This is a genomic window from uncultured Anaerococcus sp., assembly GCF_963510575.1.
Classification (GTDB): domain Bacteria; phylum Bacillota; class Clostridia; order Tissierellales; family Peptoniphilaceae; genus Anaerococcus.
On sequence record NZ_CAUPFR010000030.1, the window covers coordinates 1 to 16,373 of the forward strand.

The window sequence follows — 16,373 nt, forward strand, 5'->3', positions numbered from 1 at the left end:
GGTATGAGAGTATCAGCATGCGCCTTTAGCTCAGCTGGATAGAGCATCGGACTTCTAATCCGTGTGTCCCAGGTTCGAATCCTGGAAGGCGCGCCAAGTAAAAGGCACTCGCAAATAAAACTTGCCAAATTGTCAAAGTTGTGATATAATATACAAGTACGTGACTGTTGGGATATAGCCAAGTCGGTAAGGCACCAGACTTTGACTCTGGTATGCGTAGGTTCGAGTCCTGCTATCCCAGCCAATATGATCCATTAGCTCAGCCGGTAGAGCACCTGACTTTTAATCAGGGCGTCCGGAGTTCGAATCTCCGATGGGTCACCAAACATTAACTAGATAGACCTAATTGATTTAGGTCTAATCTAGGCTATATCGTTGATAATTCAACGATTTTACTTTTATTATCTGTAAGGATATAGCGAAGGCCATTTGAATACTTTAATTACATAGATTAAGGAGAGGTACCGAAGCGGTCATAACGGGGCGGTCTTGAAAACCGTTAGAGTCTTTGGCTCACAAGGGTTCGAATCCCTTCCTCTCCGCCAAAAGGTATTAAATATAGATGGAGAAGTACTCAAGTGGCTGAAGAGGCTCCCCTGCTAAGGGAGTAGATCCCAATTTACGGGATGCGAGGGTTCAAATCCCTCCTTCTCCGCCAAGTATGCCCAGATAGCTCAGTCGGTAGAGCAGGGGACTGAAAATCCCCGTGTCGGTGGTTCGATTCCGCCTCTGGGCACCAATCTTTCAAAGCTTTTAGATAGTTACGGTGATGGATATAGGGGAGTAGTTCAGCTGGCAGAACGTCGGTCTCCAAAACCGGATGTCGCGGGTTCAAATCCTGTCTCCCCTGCCAAAGAAATTCAAATTGATTAGAGTTTGATAATAATAAAATGATATATTATGGACCTGTAGCTCAGGTGGTTAGAGCGCACGCCTGATAAGCGTGAGGTCGGTAGTTCGAGTCTACTCAGGTCCACCATAATCTCACTTTACAAGCCTTTAAGGCTTAATTTATTTTAAAAATAAATACATACCAGTTATATGGGGCTTTAGCTCAGTCGGTTAGAGCGCCCGGCTCATAACCGGTAGGTCCAGGGTTCGAGTCCCTGAAGCCCCACCAAGCATTTCCCTGAGAAGTGCTTATTTTTTTGGGGAAATTTTGGGGCGGACCTCCGGTTATGTCATAACCGAGCTGAAACTCGTCTGCTGAGAGCAAGCCCGTCCGGCTCGATGATGACCTCTTTCGGACTACCGCCCTATATTTCAGCCTTAAAAGCCCCAAATAGCTTTGCATAAGACATTCCATAACTCGCTTTGCTCGTTAGGATATGTCTATAAAGGGGGCTTTTAAGAGGTCCAGGGTTCGAGTCCCTGACATCTCTAAGACTTTCCATAGCTCGATTTCATCTCGCAAGGATAAGTCTATAGTTCTGCATAAGACTTTCCGTGACTCGATTTCATCTCGTCAGGACAAGTCTATAAAACCCCACCAAGTACTTCCACGTCGAAGTGCTTTTTTTGTACGTAGAACCGGTTATGAGCAAGCTCATAACAGTTTTTCGGACTCACTACGTTCGTCTCGAAAATGAAGCGTAATTTGTACGCTTCACCCAAGCGTGGGACTAGGTCACAGGTATGGAGTCCCTGACATCAGCAAGTCTTTCCATAGCTCGCTATCGCTTGCTAGGATAAGACTAAGCCTCTGCATAAGACTTTCCATTGCTCATCTTCGATTTGCAAGGACAAGTCTATAAAGCCCCGCCAAGTATTTCGTTAAGAAGTGCTTATTTATTGGATAAATTTTGTTCCAGAATATTCGAAGAAAAATCCCAGATTTATGAGGTCCTCCTCTACCTGATGTGTTTTTCGAGACGGCCCAGGGGTGCACTTGGGTTAGGTTTATATTGGATAATTAAGATTGTTGGTATTTTGAAAATTAGTTTCTTTTTAAAATCGTGTTCTATTTACAATAAATCCCCCGAATCCCACAGCGCCATCTCGAACCTACGAAGAGCAAGCCTGTCGGCTCGGTGAGACGTGAGAGATCTCATAAATTCTGGATCAGGATATTCGAAGAGATATTTCTCGGATTAATAAGATCCAATGTCGAAACCTTGTGGGTTTCTTTGTCGGGAAAGCGCAGGTGTTTTGGAGTTTGAGTTTGTCCTTTAAATATTTATAAATTTTTATATTGGGGTATAAGTAAAAGAGAAAGATATAAAGGAGATTTTATGGATTTTTTAAAACTTGCTAGGCAACGTTATTCTTTGAAAAAATATGATGGTAGGAAGGTTAGTAAAGACCAACTTGACCTTATTTTAGAGGCGGCCAGACTTTCGCCTACTGCCAAAAATTTGCAAAATTACCTTATTTATGTGGCTGAGTCTGATGAGGCTTTGGCTAAGGTTGATGAAGTGACACCTTGCCGTTACGGGGCTAGCACAGTGCTTATCCTTACCTATGACAAATCAAAAGTTTTCACCTATCCAGGTGGCAAATATGATGCAGGCTTTGAGGATACTGCCATTGTGGCTACTCATATAATCCTTGGGGCCAAAGATGTTGGGGTTGATTCTTGTTGGATTAATAATCTTGATCCTGATCAGGTCAAGGAAGTTTTCAATCTCCCAGACGATGAAGTTGTCGTTTGTATGATTGACCTTGGTTATCCAGCTGAGGGAGCAGGCCCACTTCCTAAACATAATGATAGAAAAAATCTTGAAGACCTTGTTAAATATATTTAGGAGATATAAGAAAACGAGCGACTAAACTTTAAAAATATTTAGATTTTAAATTAGAGTATAGGAACCTGTCCTGATTTTTAATAGAATTCCTACTACCATGTCCAGCTTATATATATTATGCTTGTGATTTTATTAATGGAAATATACAAAAAAAGACCTCCCCTTTGGGAGGCCTTGGTTTTATGCTTGTGTCAATTGGTATGGAGATTTTTCGATGGTTTCCATCTCAGCGTTAGCTTTTGTTGTTAGTTTGCCTTTCTTTGTCTCAAGTACACCTGATTTTAGGATTGTATTCATGGCAGTACTTACATCATTATCATCGTAAGAATCCTTAGGATAGTCTATCGCCACTGTCCTTTGGCCGTTGTTTGCATCTTTAAAGTATAATTTTAGTTTTTTCTTAATTGTTTTAGTCATCTAATATTCCTCCTTATAATGTATTGCCGTTTGTGATTTCTTCTTCGTTTGTCTTGTAGACTTTGAATTTTATTGTATTACCGTTATTCTTTACTAGGGAAAGGTAAGCCATTGCGAAATTTTTAAAGTCTTCTGCTTTGGCTGCTTCATTTACTTGTGTAAAAGTTTTTGCATAGGATTTTTTGTTTAAACCCTCGATATCCTTGATGTCGTACTTAATTTTAATTTTCATATAAACTCCTTTATGTTTTTTTATTGGCGCCGTACTAATAAGTAGAAATTTTTTAAAAAATGTCCCGAAAATATTGACAATTATTTTAAATATGATACAATATTCATATGAAGATACATTCATATGAAGATACATTCATATGAATTGATGCTAATATGAAAAGAGGTGCGAATGAAGGTAGATATTGATAATATTTCGGACAATGTCCTAAGTGACCTGGCTGATCTTTTCAAGATTTTTTCTGATTCAACCAGGATGAGAATTATGTACAGGCTCTTTGAGGGCCCAGTTAGTGTTGGTGATATAGCAGAAAGTCTTGATATGAGTCAATCTGCCATTAGCCATCAACTTAGAAATTTAAAAAAGAACAAGCTAGTCAAGAGCGAAAGGGATGGCAAGTCCATCATGTACTCGCTTTTAGATGAGCACGTAAAGTTAATTATTGAAACTGGTCTAGAACACGTTTGTGAATAATAGGAGGAAAATATGAAAAAGAAATACAAAATCGAAGGACTTGATTGCGCAAATTGTGCAGCTAAAATTGAAGAAGCTTTAGGAAAATTAGACGGGGTAGAAAGCGTTAATGTTTCATTTTTATCAGAAAAGGTTAAATTTGACCTAAGAGATGATGTTGACCTTGATGATTTAATCTCAAAGGCAAATGAAATTGCTGATAAGATTGAACCAGGATCAAAAATTTTGGTGGACTAAATGTTTAAGTCAATGACTGCTGACCACAAGAAAAACCTGGTCAAACTCATATCCATTGTCCTAGCTAGTTATGTTCTTTTCTACTTTGTTGGAGAAGGTTCTAGAGATGTCAGGGTAATTGTATCCTTTCTAATCCTTTACATTATGGCATCCTGGGAGGTCTTGGCGGCAGCCTTTGAGGGTCTCAAACGTGGCAAGGCTCTAGATGAGAACTTCCTAATGACCATTGCCACAGTCACAGCCTTTATCATAGGTGACTACCTCGAGGCCATAGCTGTTATGGTTTTCTACGGATTTGGTGAACTTTTTGAGGAAATTGCCACTCATTCTTCTAAGGAAAATATCAAGGGCCTCTTAGACCTCGTTCCAGACCTAGCCAACAAGGTTCTAGCCGATGGAACAGTCGAAGAAATCGACCTTGATGATGTAGAAGTGGGCGATATTTTGATGGTACGTGACGGGGAAAAAGTTGGTGTTGACGGCATAGTTACAGAAGGAACTGCTCTTGTAGACACATCTTCAGTAACAGGCGAATCCATGCCAGTAGAGGTAAAGGCTGGCGATGAGATAATCTCATCATCAATCATTACCCAAGGAATAATCAAATACCAAGCCAGCAAGGAATTTGACGACTCTGTTGCAGCAAAAATCATCGAGCTAATCGAAGATTCCCATATGTCAAAATCCCAAAGCGAAAGGCTAATCACTAGATTTGCCAAGGTTTACACACCCTTAGTAGTTGCCTTTGCAATCTTACTTGCCATTTTCCCACCACTTTTCATGGGAGGAGCTTGGTCAGATTACCTATTAAGGGCAGCCACCTTCTTGGTCTTATCCTGCCCATGTGCCCTAGTTTTGTCAGTTCCACTATCATTTATGTCAGGTCTTGGCCTTGCCAGCAAGGAAGGAATCCTAATCAAGGGTAGCCAATATTTCGAGGAACTAGTCTCAGCAGACATCCTTCTTACAGACAAGACAGGCACCCTCACCACAGGTGAATTTGTAGTAAAAGACATAGAATTTTTGGCAGACTACGATAAGGAAAGGGCCCTCGATTATATCTATAATATCGAGAAACTATCCACCCATCCAATCGCCAGAGGTATCGTAAAATCAATAGACAGGGCAGAAAATCCTGACCTATTTAAGACAGTTGACAACAAAAGTGGGCTAGGGGTTGTAGCCCTAAGCCAGGAAAATGAAGAAGTAAAAATCGGCTCAGCCAAATTTATAGGCATAGAAAATGATGCAACAAGAGCTGTATATCTAGGCATAGATGGCAAAGCCATTGCCAAGGTAATAATAGAAGATGAAATCAAAAAAGACAGCAAAAACACAATTCACTGTCTAAAAAAAGATTTCAAGAAAATTGCCATAGTATCAGGCGACTCAACAGGCCCAGTAAGAGACTTGGCAGAGGAACTAGACCTTACAGACTACTATGCAGAACTAATGCCAAAAGATAAGCTAGAAGTCATGAAAGATTTTAAGGAAAAGGGTCACAAGGTAGTCTTTGTAGGAGACGGCATCAACGATGCCCCAGTCCTAAAAAACGCAAGCGTCGGCATATCTATGGGTGAAACAGCCTCAGATCTCGCCATAGAATCATCAGACATCCTAGTAGCCAACGGTGAGTTCAGCCAACTAACCAAACTAATGAAAATAGCCAACCTAACAAATATCACAGTCATGCAAAATATATTCTTCATCATGACTGTAAAAATAGCCATCCTAATCCTAGGACTCCTAGGCCACGCCTCAATGTGGCTAGCAATATTTGGAGATGTTGGAGTATCAATAATAGCTATAGTTTGGGCAATGAGGATACTGAAGAAAAAATTTTAATAAGAAAAGTTTTTCTTTAACTTTTAAACTTATAAAATAACTTTATATTTTATTTGGTTAAGATTATTTACAATTGAATCTTCGTAAAAAGGGGACCCCAGGGGAACGTTTCGCACGTTCCCCCATCGGGTCCCCTTTAAAACCCCTTCCGTTACCCCTCCGGGCGACCACTCTCGTGGGACAAGGAGTTTGCCTATTGGCAAACGTGTTGGTATGGAGAACCCGTTGTTCTAGATAACTATTATCCTAACTTTTTAAAATCCCAAGCCTCCTAAAAATTGCAATCTCGTCTGACTTGTGTTTTGTATTTTTTATTACCTCACAGTATTTATAATACTTTTATTCGTAAAGAGTTGTCAGTGCAATTTTTTAAACGGAGTCTTGGGATTTTAAAATACAAGGTCTTAAGTTTTAAACTCTTCGTATAAGAAAGACAAAACTCATTTAGCAATGTTTGGCGAAGCCAAACGAGCCTGGTAAACTCTGGTACATCGAGACAGATTTTCCCATCTATCAGGCAAAGATTTCTAATCAAGGGTTGCGTTAAGAAAATCGCATGTTTGAGCGTAGCGAGTTTGCGATTTTTAGCAACCTGACGATTAGAAATCTCTGGAGAGATACATCATCTAATACAAGGACATTCTCCCTACTAAAAAAAGCTTGCCGAAAAGGCAAGCTTCTATATTCGCACTCCGCTAAGGAGCAGTCGGGGGTGTAGGTCTCCACGAGCCGACGGGCTTTTTCGGGATTTAATGGGAGGCGGGTGAGGGGGATTTTGCCCAAGCGGCCTAGAGCGCTGCCGCCCCCTCGGGCCTCCCCTTTGAACGGAGCAGTCATGTAAATGACTGAGAAAATATAGATGATGCAGTCAATCTCGGATTAACAAGAAAAAGAACGTAATCTTTTTACAATTAATGTTCCTATTCGTCACATTTATTGTAAAAAATTACATAAGGTTTTTCATAAATTTCTGCTGCGGTGCTTTGCACCTTGAGAAATTTTGAAAATCGTAAAAACTTTGCTTACAAAGTTTTTACTACCATTAATCTCGGATTGAAGAAAAAAAGATGTTAATCCTGGATTAATAGACTCACCTAGTGAAAATATTCTTCGGACCTCCCCCTTTTTACGAAGATTCAATTAATACTTTAAAACATAAATAACAATTAATAATAATTATAGTTAAGTTATCACGGATAACAAAAAAATATTATATTAATCCTTTTTTGTCTTTCTTTATTAATCTCAATTTCTTTTTGTCTTCTTCTAGCCTGGCTAGGATTTTTTCTAAATTTCTTAGGCTTTTTGCTACGTCAAATTCTCTTAGTCTCATCCTGCTTTTTAGGGTGATGTCGTCTAGGAGGCCTCTTACCTTGCCGGCTTCTGCCATTTTTGCTGGTAGTCTTAGGCTATTTGCTAGATTTTGGTCGTAGATTAGGAGGTCCGCTTCTAGGTCTAGCATGGCTTGTTGGACCTTATTTATGGTGGCGTTTAGCTTGTTGGTTCTCTTTTTTCTGATGAAATCGCCCAAGATATTGCCACGTAGGTAGGTGGCTGTGGTGTAAGAATATTGGTTTTCCATGTTTTTCATGGCAAGTTTGACCATGGCCCTTACCTGTCTGACCTTTCTAATCATCTTGTCGGTTTTAACTATTTTTAAATCTATATCCATAACTTTGTTTTCCATTTTTTCCTCCATGAGCTTAGTCCTTATTATTATATACCCATTTTTCAAAATTGACCTTCATTTTATGATTAGTATAGTTTATATATAAATATAGAAATGAGGATAATATGGCAGAAATACTATTTTATAATACACATCTTGCAAAAGATTATGACAAATTTAAGGAAATTTGCAAGAACCATGACGTAAAAATTATCGAAGTTGGCGAAGACCACGTTGACCACTATGTGGGATATTTGCTAGGTCTAGAAGGCTTTACTGACGAAAAGAAAACTGAAATAGATAAAAATATGAATATAGACTTTGACTTTATTTTATTTTCTAATTTTGATAATGAAAAGATGTTCAGCGTTATGGATGATCTTAGGGAAGCTGGGGCCAATGTCCAACACAAGGCTGGAACTACCCAAAATAACGTGACTTGGTCCCTAAGGGAACTTCTAATCGAAAATGACCAAGAAGCGAGAACTATGGGCCTAATCCACAAGATAAATGCCCAACTAGAAAAGGCCTCAGACCTAAAGGAAAAATACGGAGAAGACTCATCTACCAAGGCTTTGATAGAAGAAATCAAGGGCTTTTTCCAAGATTCATCAATTTTTACCATAGACAAGGCCAAGGCCTACTACCTAAAACTCATGGACGAAAACCTTAGAGTAGAAAAGGAAAACCAATAATACAAAAAAGAGCAATTCCTCGAGGAAAAGCTCTTTTTTTGCTTTTTTCTTTTACTTTATTAGGTCTTCGTATTCTTCTACACCCTTCCTAATCCTTAGAGGGTCTTTGAAGAAGTCTTCTTCAAGGCCAACTAGGACTGGAGCAAGCCTCCACAAGGCGTAGAGGTTTGGAAGCGCCATTAAGCCGTTAAGAATATTTGAAACTGTCCAGGCAAGACCCAAGTCCATATTTGCGCCTATAAAAACGAAAATTACATAAAGGATCCTGTAATATTTCTTAATCCCATCTCCTAAAATATATGAACTAGCAAGTTCGCCATAATAGGCCCAACCGAGAATGGTTGAAAAGGCGAAAAGGCTAATACCAAGCGACAAGATTAGGCCGCCAAGAGATGAGGTAGAAGCAAAGGCAGATGCCACTAGGGTTCTTGCGTCAACTCCAACTGACCTATCGACACCTGTTGTCAAAATCACAAGGGCAGTCAAGCTACAGATAACCATAGTATCGACAAAAACTTCTGCCATTCCCCAAAGACCTTGGCGAACAGGGTGGTCGGTCGATGCTGATGCGTGGGCCATAGGTGATGAACCAAGACCAGCCTCATTAGTGAAAACACCCCTAGCCACACCGGCAGAAATAACTGACCTAATTGAAAGACCAGCCACGCCACCAGCCACACTCCTAGGAGCAAAGGCGCCAACAAAGATAGACTCAATTGCTGGAAGGAGGTGGGCACGATTTATGAAAATAATCCAAACTGAACCTAAAATATAAAATAAAGACATAAAAGGCACGAGTTTTTCAGTCACCTTAGAAATTTTGGCAAGGCCACCAACAATTACAAAACCTGCAAAGATACTCAAAACAAGCCCTGTTACTAGGGTACTAATCCCGAAATTATCCCTCAAAACACCAGCAATGGCATTTGACTGGGTGGAATTGCCTATACCAAAAACAGCTATAGCTGCAAAAAGGGCAAAAGTCTTGGCGAGCTTCTTATTCTTGAGACCTTTCTCTATGTAATACATAGGCCCACCAACAAAAGCCCCAGCCTTTTTTTCCCTATAGGCAAGAGCGAGTGTTACCTCAGCGAACTTGGTAGCCATACCAAAGATAGCAGCCACCCACATCCAAAAAATAGCACCCGGGCCGCCCATGATAATAGCAAGGGAAACACCGACAATATTACCCGTACCAACTGTAGCAGCAAGGGCAGTCGCAAGGGCAGAAAATGGTGAAATATCACCGTCAGCCTCATCATTATCCTCAAACATCCTGCCTAGGGTATGCTTTAAAGCAAAACCCAACTTCCTAAACTGGACACCCTTAAGCCTCAAACTAATATATATACCGGTACCCATGATACCTAAAATAAGGGGCAGACCCCACAAAAAGTCGTTAAAACTCTCAATAATCTCTCTCATAATGTCATCCTTAAAAATATTATTTTATTATTTTATTCTAATAATTATGAATTACAACATAGAAATAAAATTTTTTTAACAAAAAAACGACTCCGAAGAGTCGTCCCCAAAAATTTTTCATTCAAAAATCTCAAGACCGTTATCAATCAGCCTCTCGATTGCATAGCCCACACCTGATTGGCGGTTAGACTTGGTTATAAACTTCGCATGAGCCTTAAGCTCTGGCACGGAATTTGCCATAGCTACAGGAAAACCAGTCTGTTCAAGCATCGGAATGTCGTTTTTTTCGTTGCCAATAGACATAATTTCATCAGCACTAATCCCTAGCCTAGCAGCCATCTGCCTAACAGCATGGCCCTTGTTTGCAGTCTTATTCATAACCTCAATCAAAAAAGGGGCAGTCTGAACAGCGTAATAATTTTCTGAAACTTCCTTAGGCATATTCGCCAAAACCTTCTTGATACTTGCCTTAGAACCCAAAATCAAAAACCTGCCAAAACGCATATCCTCTGGGAAATCTTCGTAATTAACGGGAGTAAGAGTTAGGCTATTAATAACGGCATCCATCTGAGTATAGATACTAGGATTTTTGTGCCTGGTATAAAAACCAACATCATCCATAGCAGAAACCTCTACATCAAAACCAGCCATCAACTCATCAAGTCTAACCAAATCAGAAACAGTCTGGAAAGAACCGGCAATAGGCTTCTTAGTCGCATTATCCACAATATAAGACCCGTTTTGGCAAACAGAAAAATGCCCCTCCTTCATAAGCCCAAGCCTTTTTATGTACTTCTCCATAGAATGAAAAGGCCTACCAGAAGCAAGCGCAATATGAACCCCAAGATCCCTAGCCCTGTCAATTTCTTTGATATTTTTTTGTGTTAATCTCTTAAGTGGAGTAACCAAGGTACCATCCACATCAATTGTAATTAATTTAATCATAAAGATATTATACTATTTTTTTCTCTTTCGTCCGAGACGAAACAATCTTTTTTTCACTAGGTGAGTCTATTAATCCAGGATTAACACCTTTTTTTCTTAATCCGATATTAAACATATCAAAAATTATATCTAGGTCATTTACATGACCCCTCCGTTCAAAGGGGGAAACCCTAGGGAACGTTTCGCACGTTCCCTCATCTGTTTCCCCCTTACACCCCCGGCAAGCCCGTCGGCTCGTGGAGACTTACACCCTCCGGGCGACCCCTCTCGGGGGATAATGTGTTTGCCTTCGGCAAACTTGTTGGTATGTAGGTTCCCTTGTTTAAGTTGGACTAGCTTCTAACTTTTTTGAAATTAAGTCGGCTAAAAATCTCAATCTCGTCTGACTTTTACTTTTTATTTTAATCTTGGTTCACAGTAGCAACAATAACTTAACTAGCAGGTGGCTGTCAGTGAGATTTTCTTAACGCCTCCCTCATTTACAAAAATACTTGGTCTTGAGTTTTTTATCTTCTTCGTTTGGAAGAAAAACTCATATAGCATTGTTTGGCGAAGCCAAACGAGCTTAGTAAGCCTAAAACTTCGAGATAAAATCTCTTTTTTACCGGACAAAGATTTTTAATCGAGGGTTGCGTAAAGAAAACTGATTGTTTGAGCGTTAGCGAGTTATCAGTTTTTAGCAACCCGTAGATTAAAGAATCTCTGGGGAGAACAGTTTTCTTAAACAAGGTCATTTACTCTACACAAAGAAGCTTGCGAAAGCAAGCTACCTTATTCGCACTCCGCTAAGGAGTCGCTCGGGGGTGTAACGGTGAGGGGGTGCAAGGGGGAGCCCGATGAGGGACCCTGCGGAAGGTCCCTTGGGGCTCCCCCTTTTTACGGAGGGGTCATGTTAATGACCTAGATAATCTAATTTACAAAATTACGAAGATTCAATAGTAAATAAAATTATCACATATAAAATAGATAACTTATCTCGGATAAGAAGAAAATAGATAACTTATCTCGGATAAGAAGAAAAAAGATAAATTATCTCGGATAATAGTCCCAAATTCGGTATAATATTAAATATAATTGAAAAATTAAGTTCTATATAATATGGGAGGTAAAAAAATGATTATTGGAATACCTAAAGAATTAAAAGACCAAGAGTCAAGAGTTGCTGCGGTGCCTGGTGCTGTGGCTGATCTTGTTAAAAATGGGATTGAGGTCCTTGTTGAAGCTGGAGCTGGACTTGGTTCTGGCATTACAGATGATGATTACGCAGAAGCAGGGGCTAAGATTCTTGATACTGCTGCCGATGTTTGGCAAAAATCTGACATCATTTATAAGGTCAAAGAGCCTCTCAAAGAGGAATACAAATACCTTAGGGAAGGCCTAATCATTTACGCCTACCTCCACCTAGCTGGCAACGAGGAACTCCTTGACGAGCTAATCAAAAACAAGGTAACAGCCATAGGTTTTGAGACAGTTATCAAAGACAAAAAGCTTCCCCTACTCCGTCCAATGTCTGAAATTGCAGGCAGGATGGCAGTCCAAGAAGGCGCTAGATACCTAACCAAACCAGAAGGAGGCAGGGGCATCCTCCTCCAAGGCGTGCCAGGAGTTAGGCCAGCCAACGTAGTCATAGTCGGTGCAGGAACAGTAGGCACAGCTGCCACCCGAATCGCAGTCGGCATGGGAGCAAGGGTTACAGTCCTAGATGTAAACATCGACTCACTCACCAAACTCCACAACATCTTCCCAGACAAAATCGAAACCCTCTACTCAAACCCACTCAACATTGACGAAGCAGTAAGTGGGGCAGACCTCGTCATCTCCACAGTCCTCATCCCAGGTAGACGTGCTCCACAACTAATAAAGGTAGACACAGTCAAGAAAATGAAAGAAGGGTCAGTAGTAGTAGACGTAGCCATCGACCAAGGTGGTTCAACAGACATCACAAAAGACCACGCTACCAGCCACACCCACCCAGTATTCAAAGAATACGGTGTAACCTTCTACGCAGTAGGCAACATCCCAGGCGCAGTCGCTATGACATCAACCTACGCCCTCTCAAACGCCACAACCATCTACGCCAAGGCCCTCGGCAAATATGGCCTTAAAGAAGCTATAGAAAAATACCCAGAACTAGCCACAGGCGTCAACACCCACAAGGGCCAAGTCACCATAGCATCAGTAGCCAAAGACACCAACCGTGAATACAAACAACTAGAAATCTAAAACAACCCCCAGCCCTAAAAGGCTGGGGAATTTTTTTGTAAATTGGACATCATTTTAAGATTAACTAGACACCTAAACCGTAATTGTTTAATGAAGATGGCAAGAGATCTCTCAACTCGCTTTGCTCGCTCGAGACGAGGGGAGGACGGTAGTCCTGACTATATTTCAAAGTTTAAGATTAATTTTAAATAACAATTATATAAATCATCCAAGATAAACTCAAACCCCACACCCTCGTTTCGACCGTAGCCGAGAAACCTCTGGACCAATTCGGGACTGGCTCTGGTTGTGACTTGGGATTTTTTTGTAAATTGGACATGATTCTAAGATTAACTAGACACCCAAACCGTAATTATTTAATGAAGATGGCAAGAGATCTCTCAACTCGCTTTGCTCGCTCGAGACGAGGGGAGGACGGTAGTCCTGACTATATTTCAAAGTTTAAGATTAATTTTAAATAACAATTATATAAATCATCCAAGATAAACTCAAACCCCACACCCTCGTTTCGACCGTAGCCGAGAAACCTCTGGACCAATTCGGGATTGGCTCTGGTAAGGACTTGGGATTTGCTTGAAAAATGCTTTTTGCTTTCCAGACTGACATGACACCCAAATCATAAGGACTAGACAAAGAATGCGAGAGACTTCTCCATGCGTTCGCTAAGGCTCATTTAGTCAAGGGCGGAGACCTAAAAACATCCTAAAAGCCTTTTAGGCGAAAAAACAAAAACTCCTTGCCAAAAAATAAATTTCACTGTACAATAAAAGTACATTTAAAGTCTAAAAAGACTTTGGAAGGAGTTTATATGTATCATGAAATAATTGCCATCTTGCCAGAACAAGTAAAAGGCAGGGGGATATATTCCCGTATATATAGAGAAGATAAAACCATCCTAGACCAAAGAAACCCAGCCCTCTACCTCAAAAACCTCTACGAAGCCAAGGGCAAAAACAAAAGGCAAATGGACAAAAAAATCAAAGAAAACTACCAAGTTTTAAGAAACATTCCCTACGCCATCGACAGCAACCACGTCTTCTTTGGCTTCAAACTCAGAGCCACAGACATAGCAGAAAACAACCGTGCCTTCATCAATGTCAAATTCATCAAAGAAATCAAAGGCACCATTATAGTCCTAGACTCAGGCGAAGAAATAGCCACCCTCAACAAAAACAAGTCCCTCATCCAAAATAGGACCCTAGCCAAGGCACTCCTAATGGAAGAAATCTTGATCAAAACCCTAGAAAGGGAAAAAACCCTCCGCTACATGACAGGCTATCTCACCAAGTAGCTACAAAATTTCTACACAATCTATTGACACCTGGCCCAAAAGTGTTATAATAAAATCACTAGATAAAACTAGTCTTGATATATACAGGTAAATGAGTATGATATCATGAAAGTTATTAGATTATGATTTTTAAAATCATTATCAACACATAGATGCCAAGGGAAAGCAAAAATCAACCTATCGAATGGCTGGACCTAAATGAGGGATAGTCGCTGGCTTGAAATGGGTTTTAAAAACAAAGCCCATCCCAAAAGCCAAATAACCTAAATTTATAAATATTTCTATAAATTTTATATATATTTATAAATTCCTCAAATGTGTTGACAATATGAAGATAAGATTGTAAGATAATAATTGTAAAGTGAGTACACAAAGTACAATACAAAATCGAAATAATTCAAAGGAGAATTAAAATTATGAAAATGAATAAATTAGCAGCAGGTGCTTTAGCACTAGCTCTAGGTCTTGGTGCAGTAGCTCCAGCAGTTGCAGCAGAATCAAGATACTCAGGACAAGCTCTTTCTTTAGAAAGATATGACGAAAGATTAGACGTAGCTAACGCTAAATACAAAGCTTTCTTAGCAGCAGAATTAAAACTTGAAAATGCTAAAAAAGAATTAGACGCAGCAGAAGCAGCAAGAAAAGCAGCAGCAGATGCTTACTTTGCATACTTCCCAGAAGCAAAACTTTCATACAACGAAGCTGGTACTCTTGAATCATTAAAGAGAATTGAAAGAAGACCAGTTGAAGAAGCAGCAGGCGCTCTAAACCTAGTATCTGTAACTAAATTTAGTGCAGCAAAAGATATTGAAAATTATCAAGATCTTGGATTCAAACCAGAAAAAATAAGATCAATTGTCGAAAATTATGCTGTTAAAAAAGCTGGTTACACAAATGAACAATTCAACACAGCTATAAACAGATACGTAAATGCTATAGTTGAATACAGATTAAAATTAAAAGCTTACGGCGACAAGACTCAAGCTTATGAAAACCTAAAAGCAGCTGAGCTTACAAAGACAGCTAAAGATACAGCTTACAGAACAGCTAAAAAAGCATATGATGATGCTAAAAAAGAATATGAAGATGCAGTAAAAGACCTTGAAGGTTGGGCTAGAATCTACGGATACGCAGTTCAAACAGGTGCTAACGGCGTTCAAATCGTTAAACCAGAAGACGCTAGAGTTAAAAAAGCTCAAAAAGAATTTAACCTAAGCCAATTAGCAGCAGCTAGAGAAAAAGCTCTTACAACAATCGAAGCAGTTAACCTATTAAAGAAACTTGCTCCAAAGAAAATTGCTGGCAAAGAAGCTGCAATCAACAAACTTGTTTCTGAATGTGAAGCATTAGTTAAACTTGCTGACAAATATCTTGCTAAAAAATCAGCTTTCGTAGCTACAGCTTACGCTGATGAAGAAAAAGAACTATCTGCAGAAGAAGTTACAAAACAATTAAACGAAAAATCTGACAAACTTCAAGATATGATCAGCGATGACAAGAAAGAAGAAGCTCCAGCTAAAGAAGAAAAAGAAGAAGCTCCAGAAAAAGAAGAAAAAGAAGAAGCTCCAGCTAAAGAAAAAGAAAACAAACCAGCTAGAGAAGCAGGCGCTAACGCTAGAACTGGTATTGCTGGAATCGCAGGCGTTGCAGGCATCCTAGCAGCAGCTTCAGTTGCATACGCAGCAAGCAAAAGAGACTAATTAATTTAGAATCTCAAGAATAGACCTAAAAAGAGTGCACTCTTGGGTCTGTCCTTACAAATAAATACCCGGGTACTCACTTGAATAAAAACCTTCCTTTTTAAAAAAGGGAGGTTTTTAATATTCCACCAAAACCTATCCTTTATTTAATTATATTATTTTTTATTATAAATGTTCTAGGTCATTAACATGACCCCTCCGTTCAAAGGGGAGGCCCAAGGGACCTTTTCACTAGGTGAGTCTATTTATCCATGATAATCTATTCTTATAGATATGATTTTAAATTATCTTGATATTAAATATTATAAATTTATTTACAGTTGAATCTTCGTTCTAAGGGGGAAACCCTAGGGAACGTTTCGCACGTTCCCTCATCTGTTTCCCCCTTACACCCCCGGCAAGCCCGTCGGCTCGTGGAGACTTACACCCTCCGGGCGACCCCTCTCGGGGGATAATGTGTTTGCCTTCGGCAAACT

Annotated in this window: 13 protein-coding genes and 9 tRNA genes; 17 read left to right on the plus strand and 5 right to left on the minus strand. The window is 39.8% G+C overall.

The genetic code is table 11. The features are described 5' to 3' along the window. Positions 1-19: 19 nt before the first annotated feature. The 10 genes from RQ907_RS03590 to RQ907_RS03635 all read left to right on the plus strand — a co-directional run bounded on the left by RQ907_RS03590 (position 20) and on the right by RQ907_RS03635 (position 2,744). A tRNA-Arg gene (locus RQ907_RS03590) sits at positions 20-96 on the plus strand. 72 nt (positions 97-168) lie between these two features. Next, positions 169-244 (plus strand) — tRNA-Gln (locus tag RQ907_RS03595). A 4-nt stretch (positions 245-248) separates the two neighbouring features. Beyond that, positions 249-324: transfer RNA gene (locus tag RQ907_RS03600), tRNA-Lys, on the plus strand. A gap of 131 nt (positions 325-455) precedes the next feature. Continuing rightward, positions 456-545: transfer RNA gene (locus tag RQ907_RS03605), tRNA-Ser, on the plus strand. Between the two features lie 19 nt (positions 546-564). Next, positions 565-658: transfer RNA gene (locus RQ907_RS03610), tRNA-Ser, on the plus strand. 5 nt (positions 659-663) lie between these two features. Continuing rightward, positions 664-739, plus strand: a tRNA-Phe gene (locus RQ907_RS03615). A gap of 38 nt (positions 740-777) precedes the next feature. Continuing rightward, positions 778-853: transfer RNA gene (locus tag RQ907_RS03620), tRNA-Trp, on the plus strand. 49 nt (positions 854-902) lie between these two features. Further along, positions 903-979 (plus strand) — tRNA-Ile (locus RQ907_RS03625). Positions 980-1,043: 64 nt separating this feature from the next. Continuing rightward, positions 1,044-1,120, plus strand: a tRNA-Ile gene (locus RQ907_RS03630). Between the two features lie 1,111 nt (positions 1,121-2,231). Next, positions 2,232-2,744 carry a nitroreductase family protein gene (locus tag RQ907_RS03635; protein WP_311492037.1) on the plus strand — a complete coding sequence of 171 codons (513 nt, stop codon included), beginning with the start codon at positions 2,232-2,234 and terminating at the stop codon, positions 2,742-2,744. A gap of 180 nt (positions 2,745-2,924) precedes the next feature. On the opposite strand, the gene RQ907_RS03640 is transcribed toward RQ907_RS03635, so the two are convergent. Further along, the gene (locus RQ907_RS03640) at positions 2,925-3,161 is read right to left on the minus strand and encodes a DUF2922 domain-containing protein (RefSeq protein WP_311492038.1); all 237 of its coding nucleotides are present in this window, start codon (positions 3,159-3,161) and stop codon (positions 2,925-2,927) included. A 13-nt stretch (positions 3,162-3,174) separates the two neighbouring features. Then, a complete protein-coding gene (locus RQ907_RS03645) occupies positions 3,175-3,393 on the minus strand; it encodes a hypothetical protein (RefSeq protein ID WP_311492039.1) in 219 nt (72 codons plus the stop codon). A gap of 171 nt (positions 3,394-3,564) precedes the next feature. Here RQ907_RS03645 and RQ907_RS03650 point away from each other — a divergent pair, with 171 nt between their 5' ends. Genes RQ907_RS03650 through RQ907_RS03660 form a run of 3 tightly spaced genes read left to right on the plus strand, consistent with a single transcriptional unit; the run spans position 3,565 to position 5,949 of the window. Continuing rightward, complete coding sequence (locus RQ907_RS03650) at positions 3,565-3,867, plus strand: metalloregulator ArsR/SmtB family transcription factor (protein WP_311492040.1); 303 nt, start codon at positions 3,565-3,567, stop codon at positions 3,865-3,867. Between the two features lie 12 nt (positions 3,868-3,879). After that, positions 3,880-4,104, plus strand: a complete 225-nt coding sequence (locus RQ907_RS03655; protein WP_311492041.1) for a heavy metal-associated domain-containing protein — start codon at positions 3,880-3,882, stop codon at positions 4,102-4,104. Beyond that, a complete protein-coding gene (locus tag RQ907_RS03660; protein ID WP_311492042.1) occupies positions 4,105-5,949 on the plus strand; it encodes a heavy metal translocating P-type ATPase in 1,845 nt (614 codons plus the stop codon). It abuts the gene before it with no gap. A gap of 1,210 nt (positions 5,950-7,159) precedes the next feature. Here RQ907_RS03660 and RQ907_RS03665 read toward each other — a convergent pair. After that, entirely contained in the window at positions 7,160-7,636 is a 477-nt protein-coding gene (locus tag RQ907_RS03665) for a hypothetical protein (RefSeq protein ID WP_311492043.1), read from the minus strand. A 107-nt stretch (positions 7,637-7,743) separates the two neighbouring features. On the opposite strand from RQ907_RS03665, the gene RQ907_RS03670 reads away from it, so the two are divergent. Next, entirely contained in the window at positions 7,744-8,313 is a 570-nt protein-coding gene (locus RQ907_RS03670; protein ID WP_311492044.1) for a DUF3783 domain-containing protein, read from the plus strand. 51 nt (positions 8,314-8,364) lie between these two features. On the opposite strand, the gene RQ907_RS03675 is transcribed toward RQ907_RS03670, so the two are convergent. Further along, complete coding sequence (locus RQ907_RS03675) at positions 8,365-9,738, minus strand: sodium:alanine symporter family protein (protein ID WP_311492045.1); 1,374 nt, start codon at positions 9,736-9,738, stop codon at positions 8,365-8,367. Between the two features lie 117 nt (positions 9,739-9,855). Then, positions 9,856-10,683, minus strand: a complete 828-nt coding sequence (locus tag RQ907_RS03680; protein WP_311492046.1) for a Cof-type HAD-IIB family hydrolase — start codon at positions 10,681-10,683, stop codon at positions 9,856-9,858. Positions 10,684-11,796: 1,113 nt separating this feature from the next. On the opposite strand from RQ907_RS03680, the gene ald reads away from it, so the two are divergent. The 3 genes from ald (at position 11,797) to RQ907_RS03695 (ending at position 15,897) form a co-directional block, all read left to right on the plus strand. After that, the gene (ald, locus tag RQ907_RS03685) at positions 11,797-12,906 is read left to right on the plus strand and encodes an alanine dehydrogenase (RefSeq protein ID WP_311492047.1); all 1,110 of its coding nucleotides are present in this window, start codon (positions 11,797-11,799) and stop codon (positions 12,904-12,906) included. Between the two features lie 808 nt (positions 12,907-13,714). After that, the gene (locus RQ907_RS03690) at positions 13,715-14,197 is read left to right on the plus strand and encodes a hypothetical protein (RefSeq protein ID WP_311492048.1); all 483 of its coding nucleotides are present in this window, start codon (positions 13,715-13,717) and stop codon (positions 14,195-14,197) included. Between the two features lie 416 nt (positions 14,198-14,613). After that, the gene (locus RQ907_RS03695; RefSeq protein ID WP_311492049.1) at positions 14,614-15,897 is read left to right on the plus strand and encodes a hypothetical protein; all 1,284 of its coding nucleotides are present in this window, start codon (positions 14,614-14,616) and stop codon (positions 15,895-15,897) included. Positions 15,898-16,373: the final 476 nt, after the last annotated feature.

What these genes read in the sequence shown, in the direction of transcription:
- RQ907_RS03640 (WP_311492038.1), bottom strand. Translation starts at nt 3,161, where the DNA reads ATGACTAAAACAATTAAGAAAAAACTAAAATTATACTTTAAAGATGCA.
- RQ907_RS03645 (WP_311492039.1), bottom strand. Translation starts at nt 3,393, where the DNA reads ATGAAAATTAAAATTAAGTACGACATCAAGGATATCGAGGGTTTAAAC.
- RQ907_RS03675 (WP_311492045.1), bottom strand. Translation starts at nt 9,738, where the DNA reads ATGAGAGAGATTATTGAGAGTTTTAACGACTTTTTGTGGGGTCTGCCC.
- RQ907_RS03680 (WP_311492046.1), bottom strand. Translation starts at nt 10,683, where the DNA reads ATGATTAAATTAATTACAATTGATGTGGATGGTACCTTGGTTACTCCA.
- RQ907_RS03655 (WP_311492041.1), top strand. Translation starts at nt 3,880, where the DNA reads ATGAAAAAGAAATACAAAATCGAAGGACTTGATTGCGCAAATTGTGCA.
- RQ907_RS03695 (WP_311492049.1), top strand. Translation starts at nt 14,614, where the DNA reads ATGAAAATGAATAAATTAGCAGCAGGTGCTTTAGCACTAGCTCTAGGT.
- RQ907_RS03665 (WP_311492043.1), bottom strand. Translation starts at nt 7,636, where the DNA reads ATGGAAAACAAAGTTATGGATATAGATTTAAAAATAGTTAAAACCGAC.
- ald (WP_311492047.1), top strand. Translation starts at nt 11,797, where the DNA reads ATGATTATTGGAATACCTAAAGAATTAAAAGACCAAGAGTCAAGAGTT.
- RQ907_RS03635 (WP_311492037.1), top strand. Translation starts at nt 2,232, where the DNA reads ATGGATTTTTTAAAACTTGCTAGGCAACGTTATTCTTTGAAAAAATAT.
- RQ907_RS03690 (WP_311492048.1), top strand. Translation starts at nt 13,715, where the DNA reads ATGTATCATGAAATAATTGCCATCTTGCCAGAACAAGTAAAAGGCAGG.
- RQ907_RS03660 (WP_311492042.1), top strand. Translation starts at nt 4,105, where the DNA reads ATGTTTAAGTCAATGACTGCTGACCACAAGAAAAACCTGGTCAAACTC.
- RQ907_RS03670 (WP_311492044.1), top strand. Translation starts at nt 7,744, where the DNA reads ATGGCAGAAATACTATTTTATAATACACATCTTGCAAAAGATTATGAC.
- RQ907_RS03650 (WP_311492040.1), top strand. Translation starts at nt 3,565, where the DNA reads ATGAAGGTAGATATTGATAATATTTCGGACAATGTCCTAAGTGACCTG.